This window comes from Sorangium sp. So ce448 (assembly GCF_051520915.1).
In the GTDB taxonomy this organism is placed as follows: domain Bacteria; phylum Myxococcota_A; class Polyangia; order Polyangiales; family Polyangiaceae; genus Sorangium; species Sorangium cellulosum_B.
Genome location: NZ_CP150343.1, coordinates 4,107,323 through 4,133,574, shown reverse-complemented (window position 1 = coordinate 4,133,574; position 26,252 = coordinate 4,107,323). Strand labels below are relative to the sequence as shown.

The window sequence follows — 26,252 nt, the reverse complement described above, 5'->3', positions numbered from 1 at the left end:
TCGTGGCCGAGAACCCGGCGCTCGTCGGTTCGTCCCTGATCTTCGCGAGCTCGGCTGGCAGCCTGGCGCGGCATGAAACCCATCTCGCAATGGCTGATGGCAGCCGGCCTTGTCACGCTGGCTGTCCCACAAACTGGGTGCAGCGGGGAGTCTCCCGCACTTCCCGAGCGGGACGAGCTCCGCGAGGAGCTCGAGCGTCGCCTCTCGGACGCGGCCGCGGCCGGGTTCTCCGGGTCGGTGCTGGTCACGGTCGACGGGGCCGAGGTGCTCGCGAGCGGCTACGGCCTGGCGGATCGGGACAGCAACATCCCCAACGTCGCCGGCACGGCGTACGACTTCGGCTCCGTGATGAAGGACCTGACCGCGACGGCCATCTTCAAGCTCGAAGGCGACGGCGCGCTCGCTGTCACCGACTCGCTCGCGACCCTCTTCGATGACGTGCCGGCCGACAAGGCCGAGATCACGCTCGTTCAGATCCTCCAGCACCGCGCCGGGTTCGACGAGTACCACGACACGGAGGGGGACTTCGAGCCGATGACGCGGCTCGAAGCGCGCCAGCGGATCTTCGCGCAGGAGCTGCTGTTCGAGCCGGGAAGCAACGAGCAATACTCCAACTCCGGCTACACGCTGCTCGCCGACGTCGTGGAGACCGTCTCGGGACGAGCGTTCACGGACTACGTGCGTGACGAGCTCTTCGCTCCCGCCCACATGCGACAGAGCGGGTTCTTCGGTGACCCGATCTGGGAGCAGATCGACACAGCGATCGGATACGACGCCTCGACCTTCGGGGAGAACGACCCCGCCGGATGGCCGTACACCTGGTCGCTCGTCGGCAATGGCGGGCTGGTGACGACCGTCTCCGACCTCGAGCGCTGGCTGGTCGCCGTCTGGAAGGGAGAGGTGCTCGGTCCGGCCGCATTCGCGTCGTACGAGACGCATTACCTCTCGGGCGGCGCCCACGACCTGGAGGGCAAGACGGTCTACGCCGTGGCCGGCGCCGGGGACTATGGCCTTGGAGGGGTCGCTGTCGACTGCCCGGCGGCGAACACGCGCGTGATCCTCGGGACGAACACGTACGATGTGTTTGATATCGAGGGCTTCGGGGTCGAGCTGGCGAAGCTTGTCCTCTCGGCCGAGAGAGGCGAGCTCAGTCGGGAAGAGTGATGCCGACGGTGTTCTCCAGGAGCCGCTGCCGGACCTCTCGCGCGCGATCGCGCGAGACGGGCACGCGGAGACTTGGACCGACCTCGAGGATCAGCTCCCCGTCGAGCCGGCCGAGCCCGCGCACGTACGCCGGGGCGACGAGCCAGTTGCGGTGCACGCGAAGGACACGGTCGCCCAGCGTGGCCCCGAGCGCGTTGAGCGAGAGGTCCACCGAGAACACGCCGTCGGCGTGGTGGAGATAGGTGAGCCGCTCGGCCGCCTGAAACGCCAGCATGCCGTCGAGGTCCAGGAAGACCAGGCGGTCGTCTCTTCGCGCGACAAGGCGCGGCTTTCCCGCGCTCGGGGACGGCGCCCGGCGTCGCTCGAGGAGCCGCGCCACACACGTTGTGACGCGGTCGAGCGTGAACGGCTTGAGGAGATAGTCGACAGCGCCCATCTCGAACCCATCGAGCGCGTGGTGCGCCAGCGCGGTGGCGAGCACCACCGCCGGCGGGCTCGCGAGAGCCGAGAGGGAGCGGGCGAACTCGAGGCCCGACGTGTCTCCAGGGCGATCGACGAGCCGGATGTCGACGAAGACGGCGTCGATGCCGAGCTCGACGCGATCGAGCGCCTCTCGAGCCGCCTCGACGTTCGTCACCGCGGCGATGGCTCCGAAGCTCCCTGTATCGCGCAGCAGCTCCACGAGGAAGTTGCGCGCCGGCCACTCGTCCTCGACGACGAGAGCGGAGAGCTGCTTCATGCGGTCCTCCTGGGCAGCGTGACCTCCAGGCGCGTCCGGCCGGGCCTCGAGTCGATGCGCAGCGACGCGTCGGCCGACTCCAGGGCGACGCGGCGCCGCACCAGCGCGAGCCCCCGCCCCTCCGGCGGGACAGCGGCCAGGTCGAAGCCGGGGCCCTCGTCCTCGACGGCGCAGCGCAGGTGCCCTGCCTCCCCGGTGATCTGCAGGACGACACGGCCGCGCTCCCGCCGGCGCAGCGCGCCGTGGTGCACCGCGTTCTCCAGCAGGGGCTGGAGCAGCAGCACAGGGAGCACGCAGTCGTCCACCGAGGCGTCCACGTCCCATTCGAACGCGAGCCGCCCGAAGTGCCGGGACTCCAGGATGCGCGCGAAGCCCCGCAGCCAGCTCACCTCCTCGCGGACCGTGTGATGGGATCGCCGCGATCCCTGCATGATGTCCCGCAGCAGGTCGCCGAGCGTCGCGATCAGGGTGCGCGCCTCGGCCGGCTCTTCGGTCACCAGGCCGGCGATCGTGTTGAGCGTGTTCAACACGAAGTGAGGCTCGAGCGCGGCGCGGATGTGCGCGAGCTCGACCTCCTGGCGCAGCGCGCGCCGCTCGTCCTCGAGCCTCCGCTCGGCGCCGATCTGTCGAGGCAGCTCGATCAGGAGGGCCCAGAAGCCGAACAGGGCGTCGCCGTCGAAGAAGCCCACGACGGCGGTGGCCACGAGCGGCCGTCGCGGTCCTTCTGGAAACACCTCGGGCAGCGCCGTGGCGACCAGGAAGAAGAAGGTGGTGGCGATGGAGCTGGCGATCCCGGCGGTGAACGCGAGCACGACGAGCTGACGCCATATCGGCGCGCGCCGCGGCTCGATGCGGCGCGCCACCAGCGTGAGCGCGCCGAGGACCGCCGCGACCCACGCCGCGGTGCCCAGCCCGCGCCAGGGCTCGAAGCTTCCCTGGTCGATCCAGTCGAGGAGCCAGAGCACGGCCGTGGTGATCACCACGGCCTTGCCGACGTGGGCCTTTCCCGGGCTTGCGGGCTCCTGCGTCACCCGTTCAACGCTAGCAGCGGAGGGCCCCCCGCGCGGTCGCGCCGAGCGTGTCGCGCGTCGTCCCTCTCGCGTAGACTCGGGCCCCCGATGCTCCTCACGCTCACCACCACGCACCGGCCGGCGACCGACCTCGGTTACCTGCTCGTCAAGAACCCGGCGTACACGCAGTCGTTCCCGCTGTCGTTCGGCAAGGCGCACGTGTTCTATCCGGAGGCGACCGAGGAGCGGTGCACCGCCGCGCTCCTGCTCGACGTCGACCCCGTGGACCTCGTGCGCGGGCGCGGCGCGGGCGAGCCCGGGACGCTCGCGCAGTACGTGAACGACCGGCCCTACGTCGCCTCGTCGTTCCTCTCCGTGGCGATCGCGCAGGTCTTCGGCTCGGCGCTCGGCGGCAAGTGCCGCGACCGCCCGGAGCTCGCGGACGCGCCGATCCCCCTCTCCGCCACGATCGAGGCCCTGCCGTGCCGCGGCGGAGAGGCGCTGCTCCGGCGGCTCTTCGAGCCGCTCGGCTACGAGATCGCGGCCGAGCGCCTCCCGCTCGACGAGGCGTTCCCGGAGTGGGGCCAGAGCGGCTACCTGCGCGTCTCGCTCGCGAGGACGTGCCGGCTCAGGGAGCTGCTCGCGCACCTCTACGTGCTCGTGCCCGTGCTCGACGACAAGAAGCACTACTACGTGGGCGACGCCGAGGTCGACAACCTCCTCGCCAAGGGCAAGGGGTGGCTCGCGGAGCACCCGGAGCGCGAGGCGATCGCGCTCCGCTACCTGAAGCACAGCCGGCCGCTCTTCCGGGCCGCGCTCGCGCGGCTCGTGGCCGACGACGAGGCGAGCCCCGAGGAGGCCGAGGACGAGAAGGCCGCGCCCGAGGACCGGGGCGAGGCGCGGATCAGCCTCGACGAGGCGCGGCGCGAGGCCGTCGTCGCGGCGCTCCGCCGGGCCGAGGCGAGGAGCGTGCTCGACCTCGGCTGCGGCGAGGGCAAGCTGCTGAAGCGCCTCGTCGACGAGCGCGTCTTCGAGCGCGTCGCGGGCGCGGACGTCTCCATGCGCAGCCTCGAGATCGCGAAGAACCGGCTGCGCCTCGACGACCTGCCCGACAAGCAGCGGCGGCGCATCCAGCTCTTCCAGGCGTCGGTCACCTACCGCGACGCGCGCTTCTCGGGCTACGACGCCGCGACCCTCGTCGAGGTCATCGAGCACGTGGACCTCTCGCGGCTCGGCGCGCTCACGCGCAGCGTCTTCGAGCACGCGCGGCCGCGCGTCGTCCTCGTGACCACCCCGAACGCCGAGTACAACGCGCTGTTCGAGGGGCTGCCGCGCGGCGCGCTCCGCCACGGCGACCACCGCTTCGAGTGGACGCGCGCCGAGTTCCACGCCTTCTGCGAGGGGGTCGCGGCCGCGCACGGCTACGCCGTCGAGCACCTGCCCATCGGCCCGATGGATCCCTCGCTCGGCGCGCCGACGCAGATGGCGATCTTCACGCGCGAGGGCGGCGCGGGCGGCACGAGCAGCACCAACGGAGCGGGCGGCGGAGAGGCCCAGGACGGCGGCGCGGGCGGCGCCGAAGCGCAGGCGACGGAGGTGGCGTCGTGAGCGAGCAGGCCCCCCTCATCGTCCCTTCCCTCTCGCTGGTCGTGCTCGTCGGCGCGTCCGGCTCCGGCAAGAGCACGTTCGCGAGGGCGCACTTCAAGCCGACCGAGATCCTCTCGTCCGATCACTACCGCGGCGTCGTGTCCGACGACGAGAACGATCAGGCCGCCAGCGCGTCCGCCTTCGAGGTCCTGCACTTCATCGCGGGCAAGCGGCTCGCGTCGGGGCGGCTCGCCGTCGTCGACGCGACCAACGTGCAGGCGGACGCGCGCAGGCCGCTCGTCGCGCTCGCGCGCGAGCACCACGTGCTGCCTGTGGCCATCGTGCTCGACATGCCCGAGAAGCTCTGCCACGCGCGCAACGCCGGCCGGCCGGACCGGCAGTTCGGCCCGCACGTCGTGCGGGGCCAGAGCCGCGAGCTGCGCCGCTCGCTCAAGGAGCTCCGGCGCGAGGGCTTCCGCTACGTGCACGTGCTCTCCTCGCCCGAGGAGGTCGCGGCGGCCACGATCGAGCGGCAGCGCCTGTGGACCGATCGCCGCGACGAGCGCGGGCCGTTCGACATCATCGGCGACGTCCACGGCTGCTTCGACGAGCTCGTCGAGCTGCTCGAGGCGCTCGGCTACAAGCTGGAGGGGCTGCCGGACGCGCCGCGCGTGTCGCCCCCCGAGGGCCGGCGCGCGATCTTCCTCGGCGACCTCGTGGACCGCGGGCCGCGCTCGCCCGACGTGCTGCGCCTCGCGATGGCGATGGTCGCGTCGGGCGCCGCGCTCTGCGTGCCCGGCAACCACGACGTGAAGCTGCTGAAGAAGCTGCGCGGGCGCGACGTGAAGCCGACGCACGGGCTCGAGCGGACGCTCGAGCAGCTCGAGTCGGAGACGGACGCGTTCAAGGCGAAGGCGGCGGACTTCATCGACGGGCTCGTCAGCCACTACGTGCTCGACGACGGCAACCTCGCGGTCGCGCACGCGGGGGTGAAGGAGGCGTTCCAGGGCCGGGGCTCGGGCGCCGTGCGCGAGTTCTGCCTGTACGGCGAGACCACGGGCGAGACCGACGAGTACGGCCTTCCCGTGCGGTACAACTGGGCCTCGGAGTACCGCGGCAAGGCGATGGTGGTCTACGGCCACACGCCGACGACGGTGGCCGAGTGGGAGAACCGCACCATCTGCATCGACACGGGGTGCGTGTTCGGCGGCGCGCTCACGGCGCTCCGCTACCCGGAGCGCGAGCTCGTCGAGGTCAAGGCGCGCCGCGTGTACTACGAGCCCGCGAAGCCGCTCGCGCCGCTCGCGGGCGAGCCGAAGGCCGGCGCGCGGGGGCAGGCGCACGACGTGCTCGACATCGACGACGTGCGCGGCCGGCGCGCGATCCGGACGCGGGTGCACGGCATGGTGACGATCCGGGAGGAGAACGCGGCGGCGGCGCTCGAGGCGATGAGCCGCTTCGCCGTGGATCCCCGGTGGCTCATCTACCTGCCGCCGACGATGTCGCCGAGCGAGACGGCGAAGGACGGGGGCCTGCTCGAGCACCCGCGCGAGGCGTTCGCGTACTTCCGGCAGAACGGCGTGGGCCGCGTCGTCTGCGAGGAGAAGCACATGGGGTCGCGCGCGGTGCTCGTCGTGTGCCGCGACGAGGCCGCGCGGCGGCGGAGGTTCCGCCTCGACGAGGGGCCGCTCGGCGTGTGCACGACGCGCACGGGCAGGCCGTTCTTCTCGGACGAGGCGCGGAGCCGGGAGCTCATCGACCGGGTGCGGGCGGCGATGGATCGGGCGGATCTGTGGGCCGAGCTGCGCACGGACTGGGTCTGCCTCGACGCCGAGCTCCTGCCCTGGTCGGCGAAGGCGCAGGATCTCCTGCGCGGCCAGTACGCCGCCGTGGGCTCGTCGGGCCGCGCGTCGCTCGACGCGGCGGTGCGGGCGCTCACGATGACCGCCGCGCGCGACGAGAGCGCGCGGGAGCTGCTCGAGCGGCACGCGGCCCGGAAGGCGGCGATGGACGGGTACGTGGCGGCGTACCGGCGCTACTGCTGGCCGGTGCGGTCGCTCGCGGACCTCCGGCTGGCGCCGTTCCACCTGCTGGCGAGCGAGGGCGCGGTGCACGCGGCGCGGGACCACGGCTTCCACCTGCGGCAGCTCGCGCGGCTCGCCGAGGTCGATCCGGCGTTCTTCGTGGAGACCCCGCACCGCGTCGTCGACCTCTCGGACCCGCAGAGCGAGGCGCAGGCGGTGGCCTTCTGGACGGAGATGGTCGAGCGCGGCGGCGAGGGCATGGTGGTCAAGTCATGGGAGTGGGTGGTCCGCGGCCCGCGCGGGCTCGTCCAGCCGGCGATCAAGTGCCGCGGGCCGGAGTACCTGCGCATCATCTACGGGCCGGAGTACCTGACGCCGCAGCACCTCGCGCGGCTGCGCCACCGCAGCGTGTCGTCGAAGCGCGCGCTCGCGCTGCGGGAGTACGCGCTCGGCCTGGAGGCGCTCCACCGCTTCGTGGAGGGCGAGCCGCTGCACCGCGTGCACGAGTGTGTGTTCGGGGTGCTGGCGCTGGAGAGCGAGCCGGTCGATCCGCGGCTGTGACGGGGAGCGGGAAAGCGGTGGTCGTCATCCCGCTCCTCGGCGATGTCCATCGGTACGCGCGGATCGAACGAGGCGGCGCCCCGGGCGTTCGTCGATATCTTCCGTGGCGTTTCCGGGGTCGATCGGTTTTTCGCTGCCGCCTCCCGACCGCTGAGAGATCGTTCTCCTTCTTTGTTCTGTCATGGGGACGAGCGCCCGGAATCTCGCGACGTCGTACAGCGGCTCCATGCGGCGCCGTGAGCGTCGCTTCGTAGAGCGGCGCGCTGAGCGCAGCGCCACAGCGTCTTTCAGGCAAGACGTGTCGAGAGCGGGAGGAGCGACCGTCGAGCGGGCTCGTGGTCGCGTCGTCCCCGATGCGACGCGGGCATCTTGACGAGAGGCAGATCGCCCGGCCGTCGCGCAGCGCACGGACGAAAACCCACCGCGCGCCGCGGCGGGGGGGCCGCGGGGCGCGGGCCCGCTTCGTCACGGCGACAGCGTCACGGACTTCGCGTCGAGCGCCACCTCGTAGTAGCCGTGCGGATCCCAGTTCAGCGGAACGCCGTTCTGCTTGAGCGTCCCGCCGGTGACCGTCACGCGCAGGTACTTGCCCGGCGGGAAGTTGGCGGGGAGCTGCCACGTGTAGGTCGTCGCGCCGCCGGACGTCGAGGTGGTGGCGGAGGAGACCGCCTTCTGGCCGCGCCAGTAAGCGCCGACGTTGACCACGCTGTCGAGCCACATGTCGCCGAGCGCCTTGGAGTGCTTGACGTGATCGACGAAGGCCTGGAGCCCGACCGGCTGATAGGCGCCGTCGCTGCCGCCGGTGAAGCCGTGCACCAGGACGGTGCGCCACTTCTTGGCGTCCCGCGCGCTCGTGACCTGCTGGTCCAGCACCGTCGTCGAGGCGCCGGTCGGGGGGATGTAGCAGGGCAGCGTGAACGGATCGGTCGAGTCGTTCGGGCCGATGAGGTTGTTGGCCACGCCCCGGTTGATGAGGAAGCGCGTCCTGGCGATGCTCGAGTACACGGACGAGCCGTTCGGAGCCGCCATCGTCCACACCTTGGTGCCGAACCTGCTCTCGATGAACTGCGTCGCGGCGTCCGTATCGGCGCCGCTGTCATTGCTCGAATGGCTCTTCGTGTGGTTGCCGAGCTCGTGCCCGTCGCTCAGCGCCCTTTGCCACACCGAGTTGGTCGATTCGGTCTTGCCGGTCTGGAGGTAGAAGGTGAACGGAACGTCGAGCGCGTTCAGCGTGTCGTAGTTCTGGATCTGGCTCGAGTTCGAGTCGTCGAACGTGTACGACACGGCGCCCGTGAAGCCGGCCCAGTTGATGACCCTGAACCCGCCGGCCGCGCCGGACGGCTTCGCCACATTGCTGGATCCGGGCGGCGTCGGAAGGCCGGAATTGACCACCGGGCCTCCACCGCTGCCGCCCGCGCCTCCGCCGCCTGAGCCTCCGCCGCCGCCCGCGCCACCTGCGCCGGAGCTGGCCGACGAGCTGCTGCTGGAGCTGCTCGAAGCGCTGCTGGAGCTGCTCGAAGCGCTGCTGGAGCTGCTCGAGGCGCTGCTGGAGCTCGCCGACGTCGAGCCGCCGTTCCCGTTGCCGTTGACCGACGTGATCGAAGGCTTCGCCGTGCCGTTCGCGCAGAACCCCCAGGTCGTCGACGCTGCTGCTCCCGCCGACGCTGCTGCCAGCGAGCCGTTGTAGCTCTCGTTGGTGGCGTTCAGTTGCCCGTTCGACTGCGTGATCCGCGCATTCCACGAGCTGACCGTCGTCGCGCCGTTGAGCGCGATCGAAAGGCCCCAGGACGTGCTCGGCCTGGAGCTCATGTTCTTCACGGTCACGTTGGCGCAGTACCCCGTCGACCACTGCGACTGGTACGACAGCTCCGCCGACATCGTCCCGTCCGAGCTGAGCAGCTCGCCCTCCAGCGACAGGATCTCTTCGTCGTCCGGAGACGCGGCGATGCAGGCGGCCAGGCAGCAAGCGATCGAAACCGAGCCGAAGCTCAGCAAGCTAGCAAAGCGCATAAATTTTCTCCCAGGAGCGGCCGAGAGGCCGCAAGCAAGTTCCGTAAGATGCCACGCCGACGCGCCGCGCGCAAAGCATATGACACGGCGCGCTCAACCTATCTTTGCTTCGTGGCCCCCAATTTCCGATTTCCCACTTCCCCACTTCCCCACTTCCCCACTTCCCACCTCTGATGCCCGACCAGCGACCCTTCGATCACACCATGTACCGAGTCAAGCACAATTGCTCTCTCAAGCCCGTGACGAATCAAACACCATGCTGTAGTTCAATGTAGCGAAGCAGCATGGGGCACACCGGCGAGCCCACAGCCATCAGTGGCAACGAAACTATTCATCGACGCGATCTGCCAACATCACGTCTCCCATGGCCGCCCGCGTTCCTTGAAGGAAAACTATTGAACCACAGGTGCACAGAGCACACGGATGCTCCTCTGTGCCTCGCTGCCTCTGTGGCTCGTGCTCGAGATCAAGGCCGCGCTCGAGCGATGCGGTAACAGAGCGCCCCTCAGCCGAATCGGGCCTGGGCGACCCGCTACCAGATCTGCGGGAACGATGGACGGCGCCCGCGCGCGGCGCCGCGCCCGTGAGGGCGCCGAGATCGCCGCGCGCGCCGGCCCGACGGCGGGAATGACAGGGTTGTTACGGCGACAAGGTGAGCGCGCCCGCGTCGAGCGCGATCTCGTGGTAGCCGTGCTCGTTCCACGCCAGCGCGTTTCCCCCTGCGTCAGCGTGCCGCCATCCACCGTCACACGGAGGTACTTCCCCGTCGGGAAGTGCTCCGGCAGCGTCCAGGTCGTCTCGTCGCCGGACGTGTCGCGCGTCGCCTCTGCGAGCACCTTCTGACCAACCCAGTAGGCCCCGACCTCGACCAATTGGCATTCTCGAGAAGAGAAATTGAACAGGGAGGCGGGGAGACGGGGAGGGTTGGTGGGATTCCACTCCCCTCCTCCCCGCCTCCCTGTGAATTTTTCCGGAATTTCGAGGGAGGTTTCAGTTCTACGGGCTCATCCACGTCGTGCGGCTCGCTGCGGCGTACTTTCGTATGCCTCGCTGCAGCGCCTGACGGCTGAGCTCGTATCCCGCGAACCTGCAAGGAGCAGGAGGCGGCGGACGGCGCGCGAGCCGCGCTCCGTCCGCCGGGAGATCGCCGTCAAGCCGGGCGATCGAGCTCGTCCCAGAGGCGCACGTCGCTGCGCTCTTTCAGGAAGATCCCGCCGACGACGACGGTGATGAGCGCCACCGCGATCGGATAGAGGAGCCCCGCGTAGATGTTGCCCGTCGCGACCGTCACCGACGAGGCGATGAGCGGCAAGAGCCCGCCGAACACGCCGTTGCCGACGTGGTACGGGATCGAGAGCGACGTGTAACGCACCTTCGCAGGGAAGGCCTCGACGAGGTAGGCCGCGATCGGGCCGTAGACCATCGTGACGAACAGCACGAGCACGAACACGAGCGCGGTGAGCACGACCGGGTTGTCCGCGTTCTGCTTCATCGCCCAGAACACCGGGAAGAAGCCGATCGCGCCGCACAGGTTGCCCGCGAGCATGATCTTCTTGCGGCCGATGCGGTCCGAGAGCGCGCCGAAGAACACGAAGAACGGCATGCCGAGGGCGAGCGCGGAGGCGATCACGATCGTGGCCGTGATGAACGGGACCTTCAGCGTGTTCTGCAGGAAGTAGAGGGCGTAGAACTGCCCCGTGTACCAGACCACGCCCTGGCCGGCCGTGGCGCCGAAGAGGGCGACGAGGATGACCTTCCAGTTGCGCTTGTTGCCGAGGCTGTCCTTGATGGGAGCGGTCGACGTCTTCCCCTCGGCCTTGAGCTTGCTGAAGATCGGCGACTCCTTGAGGCGGGAACGCACGTAGAAGGACACGACGACGAGGATGACCGACAGGAGGAACGGGATGCGCCAGCCCCAGTCCTTGAAGGCCTCCTCGCCCACGATGAGGCGGGTGCTGAGGATCACCGCCAGCGAGACGAACAGACCGAGCGTCGCCGTGATCTGGATGAACGAGGTGTAGAAGCCGCGCTTCTCGTCGGGTGAGTGCTCGGCGACGTACACCGCCGCGCCGCCGTACTCGCCGCCGAGCGCGAGGCCCTGGACGAGGCGGATCAGGACGAGCGCGATCGGGGCGAGCAGCCCGATCTTGTCGTACGTCGGCAAGAAGCCGATGAGCGCCGTCGCGCCGCCCATGAGCAGCAGCGTCACGAGGAACGCGTACTTCCGACCGACGATATCGCCGATGCGCCCGAACACGAGCGCGCCGAACGGGCGGACGACGAAGCCCGTGGCGAACGTGCCGAGCGTCAAGAGGAAGCTCGCCGTCGGGTTGTCCTTCGGGAAGAAGTGGGTCGAGATGATCGCGGCGAGACTCCCGAAGATATAGAAGTCGTACCACTCGATCATCGTGCCGCCAGCGGACGCGAAGATGACCTTCCAGAGCGTGGAGCTGCTGACAACCTCACGCCCGGCCGCGGGGGCCTGGGTCGTGGGCGTCACGTCGAAGGTTTGGGGAGACGTCTGTGCCATGAGAACGGTTCCTCGGAGGAGTTCCAGCGCTCGTCGAGAGGGCCGGAGACGGGCTTGGAGGCGCGCCGAGCGGAAAGAGGCAGCCAGGGTGTTCTTCATGGCTCCTCCTCACCCCGCACGCGAGGGAGGAGGAGGGGCCGGGCAGCGCGTGGGTCGATGCCCTGTCACCCCCGGCTCGCGGAATGCTGCTCTCTTTGATCTCAATACCACGCAAGCAGCCTTGAGAATACCTGTTCGTCCACGGGGCAAGCACGCTGGCGGGCTCGTTCGGCCACGTCTCGTTACGATCGGTAACACCCGACGTCCCGCGCCGACCGCTTCACCCCGCGCCCGCGAGCGGCAGCCGGACGACGACCGTCGTCCCCCGCCCCACCGCGCTCCGCAGCGTGAGGGTCCCGCCGTGATCCTCGACGATCGAGCGCGAGAGCGGCAAGCCGAGCCCCGTGCCGCTCGGGTCGCGCTTCGTCGTCACGAACGGCTCCAGCACCGCGGCGAGGAGCTCCTCGGGGATGCCGCTGCCGTGGTCCTCGACCTCGACGACGATCTGGCCCGCGTCGATCCACCCTCGGACGGCGATGAGCGCGCCGGCCTCGGACGCGTCGCGGGCGTTCGCGAGCAGGTTGACGAAGACCTGGACGAGCTCGCGCCGGTCGCCGATGACGACGAGCGCCTCTGGGCAGGCCTGATCCACGCGGACGTGGGGCGCCGCGCGGTCGAGCCGGATGAGCCGCACGGCCTCGGCGACCACCTCGGCGAGCGCCACGCGCCCGACCCGCGCGCGCGCGCCCTCGCCGGGCTTCGGCACGGCGCCGGTGCGGCTGTGGTCGAGCAGCGAGCGCAGGATGGCCTCGATGCGCGCCGCCTCGCCGAGGATGAGGCCCGCCCGCGCGCGGATCTCGTCGCTGTCGGACTCGGCGCGGAGGTTCTGCGCGAGGCAGGCGATGCCGGTGAGGGGGTTGCCGACCTCGTGGGCCACGCCGGCGGCGAGGCGGCCGAGCTGGGCGAGGCGGTCGCGGTGGGCGAGCTGCGCCTCGAGCGCGCGCTGCTCGGTGCGGTCCTCCACGAGGAGGACCACGCCCCCCGAGGCGGCGCGCGCGTCGAGCGGGTCGAGCGCGGCGCGGTGGACGCGCAGCGAGCGCGCGCGGCCGGCCACGTGCGCCTCGATCTCGTCCGCGCCGGCCTCGCCCGCCGAGGCGGCGCGGGCGGCGCGCGCGAACAGCTCCGCGAACGGGGCCGGCAGCCGGTCGAGCGGCGCCCCGACGAGGTCGCGCTCCTCGGCGCCGACGAGCGCCTCGAGGCGCCGGTTCACGAGGCTGATCGCGCCGTCGGAGCCCACGGCGCAGACGCCGAGGGGGAGCTGCGCGAGCACCGAGCGGAGCCAGCGCCGCAGGAGGTCGAGCTCCTTCGCGGCGCCGACGAACGTCGTCGTGGCCTCCCCGCGCGCGAGGCGCCGCTCCAGCCAGCGGAGCTGCTCGGTGAGCGCGCCGGTCGCCGCTCTGCCGCCGAACGCCCCGGGGGCGGCCTGCGCGTCCGCCTCCGCGACGGTCCTCGCGAGCACCGGGCCGACGAGCGGCGACAGGTTGCGGTGCAGGCGCTCCTGCAGCGCGTGGAGCTCCGTGGGCCGCGTCTCGTCGCGCGGGATGTCGAGCTCGATCCGGGCGCGCGTGACCTCGAGCGCGGCCGCCTCGCGGCCGAGCAGCCGCGCGAGCCGCTCCTCCAGCGCGCCAACGCTCGAGGCCACGGTCGCGCGCTCGACCGACGGGCCGATCTCGCGGCGCGTGCACAGGCGCGCCGCCTCGCGCTCCTCCTCGGCCGGGGGGCGCAGGAGCGAGACGAGCCCGAGCGTGGCGCCGTTGACGGCGAGCGACACGAACGTGGGCAGCGACCAGGTGTCCGTGACCGTCACGTACACGGCGGGGTCGGCCCGGCCCGCGCCCTCGCGCAGGAGATCGAGCCACCCCGGGTCGAGCCCGGACAGCTCGGGCAGGAAGGGCGCGAGGCAGGTGGCCGTCCACGTGCCGATGCCGGCGAGGAGCCCGGCGAGGAACCCCGCGCGCGTCGCGCGCTCCCAGAAGAGCGCGGCGAAGAGCCCCGGCAGGAACTGCGCGAAGGCGACGAACGACACGATGCCGCTCTCGACGAGCAGCCCGCGGTGCGGCTGCGCGCGGTGGAACAGCCACCCGCCGGTGAGGATGACGATCAGGAGCCCGCGGCGGAGCCACAGCACGCGCGCGTAGACGTTGCGGCGCAGCGTCCTGCGGGCGATCGGCAGGAGCAGGTGCGTGGCGCTGGCGCTCGCGAGGGCGACGGCGGTGACCATGACCATGGCGCTCGCCGCGGAGATGCCGCCGATGAACGCGGCGAGCGCGAGCCAGCCCTGGCCGAGCAGCTGCGGCACGAGCAGCACGTAGCTGTCGGCGGGCTCGGCCGGCGCGAGGCGGGTCCCGGCCCAGAGGACGGGCAGCACGGGCAGGTTGAGCGCGAGCAGGAAGAGCGGGAAGGCCCAGGCCGCCCTGGCGAGCGCGCGGTCGCCGGCGCCGCCCGCGAACGCCATGTGCCACTGCCTCGGCAGCAGGAAGGCGGCGGCGAAGCTGATGACGAGCATCGACGTCCAGCCGCTGTCCTCGCGCACGGGGCGGCCGAGCGCCTCGACCTCGGCGGCGTGATCGCCCAGCCAGTCCGCGAGCCCGCCCGCCCCGCCGAAGGCCCCGAGCACGGCGACGAGGCCCACGGCCGCGAGCACGGCGAGCTTCGCCGCCGACTCGAACGCGACCGCCGCCGCGAGGCCGTCCTCCCGCCCCTGCTCGGCGGCCGGGCGGGCGCCGAAGAACGCCGTGAAGAGCGTGAGCAGCGCCCAGAAGACGGCGCCCACGGCCTCCTCGTGCCCGGGCCCGGAGAGCACGCGGACCGACTGCTCTGTCGCGCGGAACTGCTGCGCGACGTAGGGCACGCTGGCGACGACGGAGAAGGCGGCGACGACCGCCCCCGCCGCGGGGCTCTGGAAGCGGAAGGCGAAGAGGTCGGCGAGCGAGGAGAGGCGCTGCTCGCGCGTGATCCGCAGGACGCGCGACCAGAGGAGCGGGGTGGCGATGCACGCGAGCGTCGGGCCGAGGTAAACCGCGAGGAAGACGAGGCCGTGGCGCTGCGCGAAGCCGACGCCGCCGTAGTAGGTCCACGACGAGGCGTAGACGCCGAGCGAGAGGGCGAGGACGAGCGGGTGGCGCGCGAGCGCGCGGGGGATCCGCTCGCGCTGCGCGGCGAGCGCGATCGCGGCGAGCACGGCGAGCCAGGCCACCGTGGCGAAGAGCAAGACGCCGACGTCGATCACGGCGGCCCTCGATCACCGGCGCCGGGCGCCGGGTCGCCGCGATCGCGCTCGCCGCGGGCGTGATCGCCGCTCGGCAGGTCGCCGCGATCGCCGCGGTCGGAGCGCGTCGCGAGCGCGGCGAGCGCGATCAGCGCGGCCCAGACCGCGAAGACCGCGGCCACCGCGAGCAGGCCTCGGGCCCAGAGCAGCCGCGCCGGCGACACGAGCAGCACCGTGCCCAGCAGCATGAGCACGAGCGCGCGATCCGCCGCGCCGGCATCCGCGCCGTGTCCTCCGGTCATGTGGAGAGGCTACTCAGGGCCGCCGCGGCTGAACATGCGCGGGCTCACAACGCAACGCATCATCACCCTGGGTGATGGGGTGCGGCGCGCCGGCGCTCACCCGCTCTCGGCCACGATCCCTGCGAGCAGGTTGCGCGCGTGGGTGATGACGCCCTCGTCGCCGGACTCGACTCCCCACTTCGCCGCGATCGCGGGGAACGCCGCCCAGCGCTCGCCGGCGTGGGCCGCGAGGCCCGGCCACGTCGTGCCGCCGGCCGCCTCGAAGCGCGCGATGCACGCGTCGAGCGCGGGCTTGCCGAAGGCGCCGACGAAGAGCGCGAAGTCGACCGAGGGATCGCCGATGTGGGCCTCGGTCCAGTCCAGGATCCCCGTGAGCCGGCCGCCCTCGTCGAGCAGCATGTGGCCGGGGTGGAGATCGCCGTGCACGAGGGCGAGGTCGCGCGGCCAGATCGCGTCGTTCTCGAGCCAGCGCTGCCACCGGGCCCACAGCGCGTCCGGCGGCGCCAGCGCGGCGCGCGTCTCGTCCATGGCCCGCGCATGGACCTGGCGCGCGTCGGCGATGGACTTCACGGGGACGCCCGCCGAGCGGGCCGCCGCCGCGTCCACGCGCTGGAGCGCCGCGAGCGCCTCGGCCACCGACGCGATGAACACATCGGACGGCGCCGCCGGATCGACGCGGCTCCAGCGCGGGCCCGCCTCGGGATCGAAGGAGACGGCGGGCACGTCGCCGAGGCGCGGATAGGCGATCACGTGGTCGGTGTGAACACGCCAGTCCGGCACGGCCACCGGCAAGCGCTGGCGCACGAGGGCCAGCACGCGCGCTTCGACGCGCGCCGACGCGACGACCGCGATGCGGCGCGGCGTGCGCACGACCCACGGAACGCCGCCCTCGTCGTGGGCGTGCACGACGAGGAAGTCGAGCCCGCTCCGGTCGAAGTCGGCGTGGGACGTGACGAGACGGAGCCCCTCGCGGCGCGCCGCATCGAGGAGCGCGCCGACCGAATCGATGGGCGCGAAGGAGGAAGAGCCGGTGGAGGAGATTTCGTTGATTGCGGTCATGAGAGCGAGCCTCTTCGCGCGCCACCTTTCCAGGGCGGCGCGCGCGGATGGGGAAGACTCGCGGCGCGAGCTCACGGCCGGCGGGGCGTGCGTGACGTGAACGTTCCAGGTTGCCGGGCATGAGTCACCGCGCCCCGGTCTTCCACGTTGCAGGGGAAGACAGGGCACGGACAGGCACCCGCGCGCACGCCTCGCTGCCCCGGCAGCGCCGGGGCGACAGGGCGGACGAGGATGCCGAGCTCAGCGCAGCCGGAGGAATGCCACGGCCGGAGCATCTCACGCGGGGCCCGGCGCCGCAACGGCGTTCAGGGCGCCTGGCTCGACGCTGGCCCGGCGGCACGGCGGCGCCGCGAGCTCCCGGCTCGGCCTCGAGCCAGGCGGCGAGGGTCCGCCTCCGCCTGGCTTACCCCCTCGCCTCTCTCCCCGAGAGCTTCGCCTTCATCAGGAAGTGCGAGAACGCCCCGAGGAACTCGCTCACCGACACACTGCCGTTCCTGTCGAGGTCGCAGACCTGCAAAAACTCGTCAACCTCGCTGTCGTGGAAGCCCTTCTCGCGAAACTTCGCCATGATCTCGGCCACGTCCAGAGCGCCGTCCCGATTCGTGTCGATCTCCTCGAAGGCCTGGAGCATCGAGTCCCGCATCATCGCTTTGAAGATCGCATCGCGAAGCTCGAGCTCCAGCACATCCAGGATGCTCCCCTCGGGCGACTCCGGGAGCCAGGGCGCCATCACCGTGGACCTCAGCACCGTCACCGTCGAGCCCTGCGACGCCGAGACCCCGAGGCGCCGCTTGTAGTCCTCGATGAAGACGTTGCCGTAGTGCTCCTCGCTGAAGTCCGTCGTGCTCACGATCATCCGGTAGTGATAGATGTCGTCCCCGGGGGCGATGCTCAAGAGATCATAGATCGCCTTGTTCAATCGGTTCATCATCTCGAGGCTGGTGTTGATCGAACCGTCTGGGTGCTTGAAGTTGACGGCGTAGGTGAGGATGTTCTGATCGGGACCGAGCTCCGGCAGCACCGCCATCGCCTCGGGGTCGGCCAGGAGCTCCTCGAGGCTCGGTCGGTCGATGCGCTCGCGGATGAACTGCAGCTCGCTCTCCACGTCGCCGCCCCCGATCTCGGCTGGAAGCCGCGGGACCGGCACGATGATGAACCGATCTTCCCGGCGAGCCAAGCAGAGGAGCCGCGCGTAGAACCTCTTGCAGTTGAACAGGGCCTTCCGGTGGAGCTGCCCGTACCCGCTCCGGGTGGGCCGGATGACCTTGTGGCTCAGGTAGACCGCCGCCACCGCGGCTCCTGGCTTCGACCCTTCGAGCCCATAGATGCCCACGGTCGGCTCCGCGTCCCCGTGGACGATGTAGGGGGCCTTGAACGTCACCATGTCGCGCATCGCCGAGTTCCGGTAGCAGAGCGCCCCGGCCGGGTACGGGACATAGCCCGACTTGTGCGGGTCCACCGTGATCGAATCCGCCCGGCCGAGCGCCGAGAGCTGCGCCGTCACGTACCTGCTCATCCCGATCTCGGCCGCGGGCCCCGAGGGCGCGTCCTTCGCGCGCGGCCCCTCGTCAGGGCGGAGGATCGAGGCGAAATAGCCGCCCCATGCGGCGTCCGCGTGGACCGTGAACGAGAGCCCCTCCTTCTGGAATCGATGGCGCAGGTCGAGGATCGCCTTCAGCGGATCGACCGCGCTCTCCTCCGTGCTCCCGACGACGCTCACCACCGTGTAGACCGGCCGCCGCTCGTCGAGGCAACGCCTCAGCGTCGCCTCCAGCGCGGAGAGGCTCATCCGCGCGTCGCAGTCCACGGGGATATCGAGCACGTTCGCCGAGCCGATGCCCAGCACGGCCGCTGCCTTGGGGAATGAGTAGTGCTTCGTGGCGGGGACGAGAAACACAGGCGAGCACGGCAGGTCCGCCCCACATCGCCGGTAGAGCTCCTGGATCCCCAGGTGCTGGAGGGAGTGGCCCGCCATCGCCGCCGTGATCGTGTCGCTCGAGATGCCGTACTCCTGCGTGAGGCGCGCGGGCAGCGCGAGGATCTCGTCCACCTTGAGGTTCAGGAGCGACCAGGCGTCGAGGTCGCCGAGCAGCGCGCGCCTGCCGTCGCACGTGGTCACGACGAGCTCACGCGCCGCCGAGAGGCTCGGCTCGGATCTCAGCGCGTCCCGGAGCGACAACGGGTAGAATTTCAAGTTCCTGGAAGACCAGATCGCCTCGATGTTCGCGACCGTGCCGCCGCACGTGATGTGTCCCCAGGGTCGAATGGCCTTGTCGCCGGCGCCCTCGTCCGGCAGCGGATAGCCGAGCATCCGGCAGAGATCGTCGCCCACGATCATCTCCAGGATCGTGGTCGCCGTGGACCCTTCGAACGCGACGTTGTTGGGGTTGTAGAGCATCGCGGCGAAGTAGCCGAGCACGCTGGGGATCGAGGTATCCCAGTTCATGTGCCCCTGGTACCGATCGCTGAAGAAGGGCACGGATTTCTTGAGGAACGACATGAGCGACCGAAAGCTGTCCTTCAGCGTATCCATCGTGTGGAGATAGGACGGGTGCCGCTTGGCCTGCTCGGTGATGTGCGTGGGATCCTGAGGGTGGAAGTTCCGTCGCCAGAACGAGTGATCCCGGATGGCCTCCACGATGAGCCTCTCGAACTCGTCAGCGTTCTCGGCCTTCGGGCCCAAGAACCACGCCTCCGGCGACCTCGTCCCGGCCCCTTTGAGGAACGGCCCGTCGCCGAACTGGAAGTATTGTTTCATCCTGGATCTGTCGTTCGACGCCCGCCCGTCCATAAGGCTTTCGCTCCTCTTCGCTCGCCGTCTCGAGGGAATCTCGCAACGAAGGTGGCCAGACGGTACAGGTCACCTTGGCCACGGTCAAGCCGGCGCGAAAACCAGAGAATCGAACCGCCAAGGCGCCAAGGACGCCAAGGACGCCAAGGACGCCAAGAAAACAATAAGTTCTTGGCGTCCTTGGCGCCTTGGCGGTTCAATTTCTGGCTGTTTGCAGGCGGCTTCAACCCGTTTGTCTCTCTAGCTGTCTGGTGCCGAGTCCTCCCCCGCGAGGTCGAGGAGGCGCGCGAGGACGACCTCGAGCCACCCCACCGCGTGCCCGCACCGACCGGCGCCCCACGGCGCCGGCTCCCCGGCCCGGAGCGCCCGCGCCCCGTTGGCGATGCCGCCGGGGCGCCGCCCGAGGTGCCGCGCGCAGAGGTCGCGCAGGTCGAGGAACGGCGGGCGCCGGACGCCCTCCTGCGCGAGCAGGTCCAGGGTGAAGGTGCCCCACGCGCCCAGCACGCCGCCCGGGCCGACGAACGCGAGGAACCGGGTCAGGGCGGCGCTCACGCTCTCGCCGTCCAGCAGGCGGCCCTCGGGCACCTCGAGCTGGTGCGCGACGCTCGGGCCCAGCGGCCGGCGCGGGCGGAGGAATGCCTCGAAGCGCTCGCCCGACGCGCGGCAGGCCACGAGGTGCACGAGCTCGGACGTCGGCTCGGCCGCGCCGGCGCCCGCAGGCCAGCCGGAGCTGGCCCCGCCGTCGACGAGCACCACCCTCTCCGGCTCGGCGAGGTAGGGGCGCAGCGGCGCGAGCGGCGAGGCCGCCTGCGCGCGCCGCCGCCGCGGGGCCTTGCTCCTCGCCTGGTGCTCGATCTGCCGGTCGACCATGAACGTGAAGGCCCGGAGCATCTCGTCGAAGCGCGCGGGCTCGCCCTCGAGCGCGGCCAGCGCGCTGGCCACCGCCTCGACCGTGGCGAGGCACTCGGGCCGCGGCTCCTTGCGGATGCGGTAGTTGCCCGGCGCGCGGGGCGTCACGCCGATGCGCCGCAGCGAGGCCAGGCGCGGGTTCAGCGCGAGCATCTTCCTCGCCTGCCACCACGTGCCGTCGACCACGATGAGCGAGCGCACCGGCGCCCCGCCCGCCGCGGGCGCGTCGCCCCCGGGGAAGAGCACGGCCGTTGTCGGATCGCTCGCGAGGGCGGCGATCCGGGCGTCGTCCTCGAAGACCACCCCCTCGTGCAGCTCGGAGTTGGGAAGCGCCAAGTGGGCCATGCGCGCCGTGCCGATGCCGACCTTCCTCTCGCGCGGGTGCTGGAGGAGCACGACCCGGGTCCTCGTCGGCAAGGAAGGCAGGAGCGCGCAGTAGCAGACCGGACGGGGGCGCCGGCAGCGCCAGCAGACGTCGCGCATGGGAGGGGTACCCTATAGGCTGCGCTGGCCTCGAGGTCCATGACCTGCAACTCCCGGTTCTCGTGCCGCGGCAGGCCCTGGGTGAAGAGGAGAAGAAACGCAAAGTCGCAAAGACGCAAAGTCGCAAGGGAGAGGGATAGAGCTCATCCCTGCTCTTTGCGTCATTTCATTTTTGCGTCTTTGCGCCTTTGCGCCTTTGCGTTTCTTCTCCCTCTCGAGATCTCGCAGCGCTCGCCCCCTCAGCCCTTCCCGGCCGGCTCCCACGCCTCCAGCAGCTGCCGCGCCGCGCGCAGCGGGCTGAGCGACCCCGCCTCGACGAGCGCCTCCACGCCGGACAGGCGCTCGCGCACGGCAGCGCTGCGCAGGAACGCGTCCCGCAGGTGCCCCTCGATGAGCTCGAACAGCCAGCGGCGCGCCTGCCCCGCGCGGCGGCGCAGGAGCCAGCCGCTGGCCTGCATGTGCGCGCGGTGGCGCAGCACGCTCTCCCACGCCTCGCGGACGCCGCGGCCCTCCTGGGCCGAGCAGACGGAGGCGACGGGGGCCCAGCCGTGAGGCGCCGGCGGGAACAGGTGCAAAGCGCTCTCGTAATCGCGGCGCGCTCGCGCGGCCCTGTCGACGTTCCCGCCATCGGCCTTGTTGATGATCACGAGATCGACGAGCTCCATGATGCCCCGCTTCACGCCTTGCAGCTCGTCGCCGGCCCCAGGCAGCATGAGGAGCAGGAAGCAATCCGTCATGTCGGCGACCGCGACCTCGGATTGCCCGACACCGACCGTCTCGACAAGGATGTTGCGGTATCCGGCCGCCTCGCAGAGCACGATGGCCTGGCGCGTGGCCCGCGCCACGCCGCCGAGCGAGCCGCCCGACGGCGAGGGGCGGATGAAGGCCCGCGGGTCGCTCGCCAGCCGTGGCATCCGCGTCTTGTCGCCGAGGATGCTCCCGCCATGGACAGGGCTGCTCGGGTCGACCGCGAGCACGGCCACCGTCTCCTCGCGATCGCGCACGAGGTGAACGCCGAGCGCGTCGACGAACGTGCTCTTGCCGACCCCAGGCACGCCGGTGATGCCGAGGCGCGTGGCGCCGCCGGCGTGAGGCAGGCAGCGCTCCAAAACCTCCTCGGCGAGCTCCTGGTGGCGGGGCAGCGAGCTCTCGGCCAGCGTGATCGCGCGCGCGAGCGCCGCCCGGTCGCCCGCGAGGAGACCGTCGACGAGCTGGCTCGGGCTCGACTTCAACCTAGCGCGCCTCCTGCGACGAGAGGCTCCCAAGGAGCGTCCGGACGATCCGCGCCGCGGCCTCGGGGATGACCGTCCCGGGCCCGAAGATCCCCGCGACGCCGCGCTCCTCCAGATACCGGTAGTCCTGCGGCGGGATCACGCCGCCCGCCACCACGAGGATGTCCCCGCGGCCGGCCTGCCCGAGCGCGTCGATGAGCTGCGGCACCAGCGTCTTGTGGCCGCCGGCGAGCGAGGACACCCCGACCACGTGCACGTCGTTCTCGACGGCGTGACGGGCCACCTCGTCCGGGGTCTGGAAGAGCGGGCCGATATCGACGTCGAACCCGAGATCCGCAAAGGCGGTGGCGATGACCTTCATCCCCCGGTCGTGCCCGTCTTGGCCCATCTTGGCGACAAGGATGCGCGGGCGCCGGCCCTCGAGCGCCGCGAACTCGCGGACGAGCGCCTCCACCTCGCGGCCAGCGCCCGCATCGCGGATCTCCGCGCCGTACACGCCGCTCACCGTGCGCACCGGGGCCTCGTAGCGGCCAAAGACACGCTCGAGCGCGTCCGAGATCTCGCCGAGCGTCGCGCGGCGGCGCGCGGCGTCGACGGCGAGCGCCAGCAGGTTCCCCTCGCCCGTCTCGGCGGCGCGGGTGAGCGCGGCGAGCGACTCGCCGACAGCAGCCTCCGCGCGGGCGGCCTTCACCTCGCGCAGCCGCGCGAGCTGCTTCTCGCGAACCGCGGTGTTGTCCACCTCGCGGAGCGCGATCGGCGCCTCTCTCTCCAGCCTGTACGCGTTGACCCCGACGATGATGTCACGGCCCGCGTCGATCCGGGCCTGCTTCCGGGCCGCGGCCTCCTCGATGCGCAGCTTGGGCAGGCCGTTCTCGATGGCCTTGACCATGCCGCCCAGGGACTCCACCTCCTGGATGAACTGCCACGCTCTCCGCGCGAGCCGGTCTGTCAGGCGCTCGACGTGGTAGGAGCCGCCCCACGGGTCGATGACCCGACAGACATCGGTCTCCCGCTGCAAGAAGAGCTGGGTGTCGCGCGCGATCTTCGCCGAGAAGTCCGAGGGGAGCGCCAGCGCCTCGTCCAGGGCGTTCGTGTGCAGCGACTGCGTGCCGCCGAGCACGGCCGCGAGCGCCTCGATGGCCGTGCGCGTGACGTTGTTGAACGGGTCCTGCTCGGTCAGGCTCCACCCCGACGTCTGGCAGTGGGTCCTGAGCGCCATCGTCTTCGGGTTCTTCGGGCGGAACCCCTTCACGATCTTCGCCCACAGGAGCCGCGCGGCCCGCAGCTTGGCGATCTCGGTGAAATGGTCCATTCCGATGCCGAAGAAGAACGAGAACCGCCCGGCGAAATCGTCGATGTCCATGCCCGACGCGATGCCGGTGCGCAGGTACTCGAGGCCGTCGGCGAGCGTGTACGCGAGCTCCAGCTCGGCGGTCGCGCCGGCCTCCTGCATGTGATAGCCGCTGATGCTGATCGAGTTGAACCTGGGTGTCTTCTCGGCGGTGTAACGGAAGATGTCGCCGACGATCCTCATCGACGGCGCCGGAGGGTAGATATAGGTGTTCCGGACCATGAACTCCTTGAGGATGTCGTTCTGGATGGTCCCGGAGAGCAGCTCGGGGCGCACGCCCTGCTCCTCGGCGGCGACGATGTAGAACGCCATGATGGGGAGCACGGCGCCGTTCATGGTCATCGACACGCTCATCGTATCGAGCGGTATCTGGTCGAAGAGGATCTTCATGTCCTCGACGGTGTCGATGGCCACGCCGGCCTTCCCCACGTCGCCGACGACGCGCGGGTGATCCGAGTCGTAGCCGCGGTGGGTCGCGAGGTCGAAGGCCACCGACAGCCCGGTCTGCCCTGCGGCCAGGTTGCGGCGGTAGAACGCGTTCGATTCCTCGGCCGTGGAGTACCCGGCGTACTGGCGGACGGTCCACGGGCGGACAACGTACATGCTTGTATACGGCCCGCGCAGGAACGGCGGCGCGCCGGCGGAGAAGCCGAGGTGCTCGAGCGACGCGACGTCCGACGGGGCCGCGCCCGGCTCCGGGATCTCCCCTGTGTCGCCGAGCTGCTGCAGCGCCGCGCGCGCGAGGCTCCGCGCGAGCTGCTCGATGGTCCAGGAGCCGGCAGCAGGGCTGTCTCGTGCGTCGAAGCGGGCCTCCTCGCGGAGGATGACCCGGGCGTTGCCGAGCAGGCGCTCGGGCGGCGTGACGACGATGTCGTCCGCGCCGCCCGCGATGGCCGCCATCATCCCGACGATGCCGCGGAGGAGGTTCTTGTGCTCCTCGTCGCCAGGGACCGCGGCCGACGGGATGACGGCGGTGATCGTGGCGCCCGGCCGCAGGCGCTCGGCCAGGAGGCGCGCGGCGCAGAGGCGGGCGATCTCCAGGAAATAGCTGCATCCCATCGTGAAGCGCAGCTCCGGCGCGCCGCTCCGGAGCTCGGCGACAAGCGACGCCACGAGCGGGCCGCCCGTGGCCGGCGGGAGCGGGGGGCTGTCCGGCGCGAAGATCGGCGGCACGAGCAGCCCCTCGGCGCTCGCCCAGGAGAGGTCGTCCGCGGTCTTGCCCTTGAGATCCCGGTGGAGCGCCTGCTTCCACGTCGCGAGCGCGACCGGCGCGAAATCGGCGAAGAGCCTGTCATCCATGGGACTGCACGACCTCGATGAGGTGACCGAACGGCGCGTCCTCGCGCGATCGGGGGTGCACGAAGAAGATCGTCGTGCCCCGGGAGCCCGGCCGCGGCGCCGCGTCGATGATGCGGAAGCCGCGCGCCTTGAGCTCGTCGAAGGCGGCCTGGACGTCGCTGACCCGGTAGGCGACGTGGGCGAAGCCCCCGCGACCGCCGTTCTTCTCGATGAGCTTCTGGACGGGAGACTCGGGAGAGAGCGGCTCGAGGAGCTGGACGTGGTTGTCGCTGTCGCCGATGCGGAGCATCACCTCGCGGACCTGATCCGTGCCCCGCACCTCCTCCCGGTGCACCTCGCGGAAGCCGAGCATCTCGTACGCCTTCACCTGCGCGTCGAGCTGCCCGGCGGGCACCGCCATGGCGATGTGGTCGATGAACAGAAACCCGGGAATCTGGTCCTTCATGGGCTCTCCTTGAATCGGGATCGCGCGGCGAGGATCTGGCGCCGTGGTCGGCCGCATCCGGGAAGCTGCCCGGATGGAGCAGTCCGCCAGGGGGCCAAGGATACCCTTTCGGATTGCAAATCCTGTTCCTGACGTCCTTGGTGCTCTCGTGTTCCTGTGCCCGTCTCGTTCGAGCGCCGCATCGGCAGGGATCGCCGGCGTCGAGACAGCAGAAGGTCCTGAAAACGCCAGGACCGGACCTTCTGCCGCGCGGCATGACGACGATGTAGGTGTTTGCCCTTGCCTCGCGGAGGGCGTGTCGGAGCGGCAGGGGCCGGCCGTGCCGAGGGGCGCGCCATGCGCACAGCTTGCGTCGCGACGCAGGCCGGGGGCAAGCACCGCGCGCTGACGCGGGCCCCGCTGCGCGGCGTGCTCAGCGCTCGCCCCGCGCGGTCATGGTCCTCTCGCTCAGGCTCCCCCGCCGAGGCGGCTCTCCGCAACGCCGCCACCGCGCCGGGCTGCGAGCGTGGGCCGGGGTTGTTATAGACCGCGAGACGCGCAACGCAGCGTGAGCGCGCCCGGGGCAACACAGGGGGGAGCTGCGCCATGCAGGGACGGGAGCACGAGGAGCTCGTCGCGGAGATCGAGCGGCTGCGCCAGCGAGTGCGCGCGCTCGAGAAGGACATGATTCGTCGCGACGCGAGGGTGGGACGGATCGAAGAATACCTGCGACTCCTGACAAACTACATGCCGGCGGCGGTAGCGTTGTTCGACCGCGACATGCGTTACCTGCTGACGAGCAGGCGCTGGCTCGAAGATTACGGCCTTCCGCCGGGCGAGCTCATCGGCCTCTCGCACTACGAGGTCTTCCCCGAGATCCCTCAGCGATGGAAAGACAGCCATCAGCGCTGTCTCGCGGGCGCGAGCGAGCGCCACGAGGAGGACCCGTTCCAGCGGGCCGACGGGCGCATCGAGTGGGTGCGCTGGCAGGTCTTCCCGTGGCACGACGAGCGCGGCGAGATCGGTGGCATCATGATGTTCACCGAGGTCATCACCAAGCAGAAGGAGCTCCAGGAGCGGCTGCGCGTGCAGTCTGCCGCCCTTCGCGAGCTGTCGACGCCGATCATCCCGATCTGCGACGAGGTGCTGGTCCTGCCGCTCATCGGCACGCTGGACGAGCGCCGCTCGCACCAGCTGGCGGAGGCGCTCCTCCACAAGATCTCCGACAAGGGAGCGCAGGTATGCATCGTCGACCTCACGGGTGTCTCCGCCTTCGACACGGCGGCGGCGAGCGCGCTCGCGCGGATCGCGCAGGCGGTGCGGCTGCTCGGCGCCGAGGTGGTGTTGACGGGCATCCGGCCCGAGGTCGCTCAGACGCTTGTCGGCCTGGAGGTGGAGCTCAGCAGCATCGTCACGCGCCGCGACCTCTCGCACGGGATCGCGTTCGCGATGGCGACAAGGAAGCCCTGA

At 71.0% G+C, this 26,252-nt stretch carries 16 protein-coding genes; 4 read left to right on the top strand and 12 right to left on the bottom strand.

Features of this window, described 5'->3' with window-relative positions; genetic code table 11:
* The first annotated feature begins 72 nt into the window (after nucleotides 1–72).
* Entirely contained in the window at nucleotides 73–1,164 is a 1,092-nt protein-coding gene (locus WMF45_RS15810; RefSeq protein WP_437717721.1) for a serine hydrolase domain-containing protein, read from the top strand.
* Here WMF45_RS15810 and WMF45_RS15805 read toward each other — a convergent pair.
* Together WMF45_RS15805 and WMF45_RS15800 are read right to left on the bottom strand one after the other, a co-directional pair.
* Entirely contained in the window at nucleotides 1,148–1,903 is a 756-nt protein-coding gene (locus WMF45_RS15805) for a LytR/AlgR family response regulator transcription factor (protein ID WP_437717720.1), read from the bottom strand. The genes WMF45_RS15810 and WMF45_RS15805 overlap by 17 nt on opposite strands.
* Nucleotides 1,900–2,934, bottom strand: coding sequence for a sensor histidine kinase (locus WMF45_RS15800; protein WP_437717719.1), 1,035 nt, complete (start codon nucleotides 2,932–2,934; stop codon nucleotides 1,900–1,902). Before WMF45_RS15800 ends, WMF45_RS15805 begins: the two co-directional genes overlap by 4 nt.
* Before the next feature lie 87 nt (nucleotides 2,935–3,021).
* On the opposite strand from WMF45_RS15800, the gene WMF45_RS15795 reads away from it, so the two are divergent.
* Both WMF45_RS15795 and WMF45_RS15790 read left to right on the top strand, forming a co-directional pair.
* Nucleotides 3,022–4,521, top strand: a complete 1,500-nt coding sequence (locus tag WMF45_RS15795; RefSeq protein ID WP_437717718.1) for a 3' terminal RNA ribose 2'-O-methyltransferase Hen1 — start codon at nucleotides 3,022–3,024, stop codon at nucleotides 4,519–4,521.
* The gene (locus WMF45_RS15790; RefSeq protein ID WP_437717717.1) at nucleotides 4,518–7,085 is read left to right on the top strand and encodes a polynucleotide kinase-phosphatase; all 2,568 of its coding nucleotides are present in this window, start codon (nucleotides 4,518–4,520) and stop codon (nucleotides 7,083–7,085) included. Before WMF45_RS15795 ends, WMF45_RS15790 begins: the two co-directional genes overlap by 4 nt.
* Before the next feature lie 465 nt (nucleotides 7,086–7,550).
* Here WMF45_RS15790 and WMF45_RS15785 read toward each other — a convergent pair whose 3' ends face one another.
* From WMF45_RS15785 to WMF45_RS15740, 10 genes are all read right to left on the bottom strand, one after another.
* Nucleotides 7,551–9,095 (bottom strand): cellulose binding domain-containing protein, encoded by a 1,545-nt coding sequence (locus WMF45_RS15785; RefSeq protein ID WP_437717716.1) that lies wholly within the window; start codon nucleotides 9,093–9,095, stop codon nucleotides 7,551–7,553.
* Nucleotides 9,096–10,245: 1,150 nt separating this feature from the next.
* Nucleotides 10,246–11,625 (bottom strand): MFS transporter, encoded by a 1,380-nt coding sequence (locus tag WMF45_RS15780; protein ID WP_437717715.1) that lies wholly within the window; start codon nucleotides 11,623–11,625, stop codon nucleotides 10,246–10,248.
* A gap of 319 nt (nucleotides 11,626–11,944) precedes the next feature.
* Nucleotides 11,945–14,953, bottom strand: a complete 3,009-nt coding sequence (locus WMF45_RS15775) for an ATP-binding protein (protein ID WP_437717714.1) — start codon at nucleotides 14,951–14,953, stop codon at nucleotides 11,945–11,947.
* Nucleotides 14,950–15,234: a hypothetical protein gene (locus WMF45_RS15770; RefSeq protein WP_437717713.1), complete on the bottom strand. Its 285-nt coding sequence runs from the start codon at nucleotides 15,232–15,234 to the stop codon at nucleotides 14,950–14,952. Before WMF45_RS15770 ends, WMF45_RS15775 begins: the two co-directional genes overlap by 4 nt.
* Nucleotides 15,235–15,330: 96 nt before the next feature.
* On the bottom strand, nucleotides 15,331–16,293 hold the full coding sequence (locus tag WMF45_RS15765) for a macrolide 2'-phosphotransferase (protein ID WP_437717712.1): 963 nt from the start codon (nucleotides 16,291–16,293) through the stop codon (nucleotides 15,331–15,333).
* A gap of 403 nt (nucleotides 16,294–16,696) precedes the next feature.
* Entirely contained in the window at nucleotides 16,697–19,051 is a 2,355-nt protein-coding gene (locus WMF45_RS15760; RefSeq protein ID WP_437717711.1) for a pyridoxal-dependent decarboxylase, read from the bottom strand.
* A 273-nt stretch (nucleotides 19,052–19,324) separates the two neighbouring features.
* Nucleotides 19,325–20,476: a DTW domain-containing protein gene (locus WMF45_RS15755; RefSeq protein WP_437717710.1), complete on the bottom strand. Its 1,152-nt coding sequence runs from the start codon at nucleotides 20,474–20,476 to the stop codon at nucleotides 19,325–19,327.
* 239 nt (nucleotides 20,477–20,715) lie between these two features.
* Nucleotides 20,716–21,708, bottom strand: a complete 993-nt coding sequence (gene meaB, locus WMF45_RS15750; RefSeq protein WP_437717709.1) for a methylmalonyl Co-A mutase-associated GTPase MeaB — start codon at nucleotides 21,706–21,708, stop codon at nucleotides 20,716–20,718.
* A gap of 1 nt (nucleotide 21,709) precedes the next feature.
* Nucleotides 21,710–24,358, bottom strand: coding sequence for a methylmalonyl-CoA mutase (gene scpA, locus WMF45_RS15745; protein ID WP_437717708.1), 2,649 nt, complete (start codon nucleotides 24,356–24,358; stop codon nucleotides 21,710–21,712).
* Nucleotides 24,351–24,803 carry a VOC family protein gene (locus WMF45_RS15740; protein ID WP_437717707.1) on the bottom strand — a complete coding sequence of 151 codons (453 nt, stop codon included), beginning with the start codon at nucleotides 24,801–24,803 and terminating at the stop codon, nucleotides 24,351–24,353. The genes scpA and WMF45_RS15740 overlap by 8 nt, the downstream gene beginning before the upstream one ends.
* Nucleotides 24,804–25,388: 585 nt before the next feature.
* Here WMF45_RS15740 and WMF45_RS15735 point away from each other — a divergent pair.
* A complete protein-coding gene (locus tag WMF45_RS15735; protein WP_437717706.1) occupies nucleotides 25,389–26,252 on the top strand; it encodes a PAS domain-containing protein in 864 nt (287 codons plus the stop codon).

What these genes read in the sequence shown, in the direction of transcription:
- WMF45_RS15810 (WP_437717721.1), top strand. Translation starts at nt 73, where the DNA reads ATGAAACCCATCTCGCAATGGCTGATGGCAGCCGGCCTTGTCACGCTG.
- WMF45_RS15805 (WP_437717720.1), bottom strand. Translation starts at nt 1,903, where the DNA reads ATGAAGCAGCTCTCCGCTCTCGTCGTCGAGGACGAGTGGCCGGCGCGC.
- WMF45_RS15795 (WP_437717718.1), top strand. Translation starts at nt 3,022, where the DNA reads ATGCTCCTCACGCTCACCACCACGCACCGGCCGGCGACCGACCTCGGT.
- WMF45_RS15785 (WP_437717716.1), bottom strand. Translation starts at nt 9,095, where the DNA reads ATGCGCTTTGCTAGCTTGCTGAGCTTCGGCTCGGTTTCGATCGCTTGC.
- WMF45_RS15780 (WP_437717715.1), bottom strand. Translation starts at nt 11,625, where the DNA reads ATGGCACAGACGTCTCCCCAAACCTTCGACGTGACGCCCACGACCCAG.
- WMF45_RS15770 (WP_437717713.1), bottom strand. Translation starts at nt 15,234, where the DNA reads ATGACCGGAGGACACGGCGCGGATGCCGGCGCGGCGGATCGCGCGCTC.
- WMF45_RS15765 (WP_437717712.1), bottom strand. Translation starts at nt 16,293, where the DNA reads ATGACCGCAATCAACGAAATCTCCTCCACCGGCTCTTCCTCCTTCGCG.
- WMF45_RS15760 (WP_437717711.1), bottom strand. Translation starts at nt 19,051, where the DNA reads ATGAAACAATACTTCCAGTTCGGCGACGGGCCGTTCCTCAAAGGGGCC.
- WMF45_RS15755 (WP_437717710.1), bottom strand. Translation starts at nt 20,476, where the DNA reads ATGCGCGACGTCTGCTGGCGCTGCCGGCGCCCCCGTCCGGTCTGCTAC.
- scpA (WP_437717708.1), bottom strand. Translation starts at nt 24,358, where the DNA reads ATGGATGACAGGCTCTTCGCCGATTTCGCGCCGGTCGCGCTCGCGACG.
- WMF45_RS15740 (WP_437717707.1), bottom strand. Translation starts at nt 24,803, where the DNA reads ATGAAGGACCAGATTCCCGGGTTTCTGTTCATCGACCACATCGCCATG.
- WMF45_RS15735 (WP_437717706.1), top strand. Translation starts at nt 25,389, where the DNA reads ATGCAGGGACGGGAGCACGAGGAGCTCGTCGCGGAGATCGAGCGGCTG.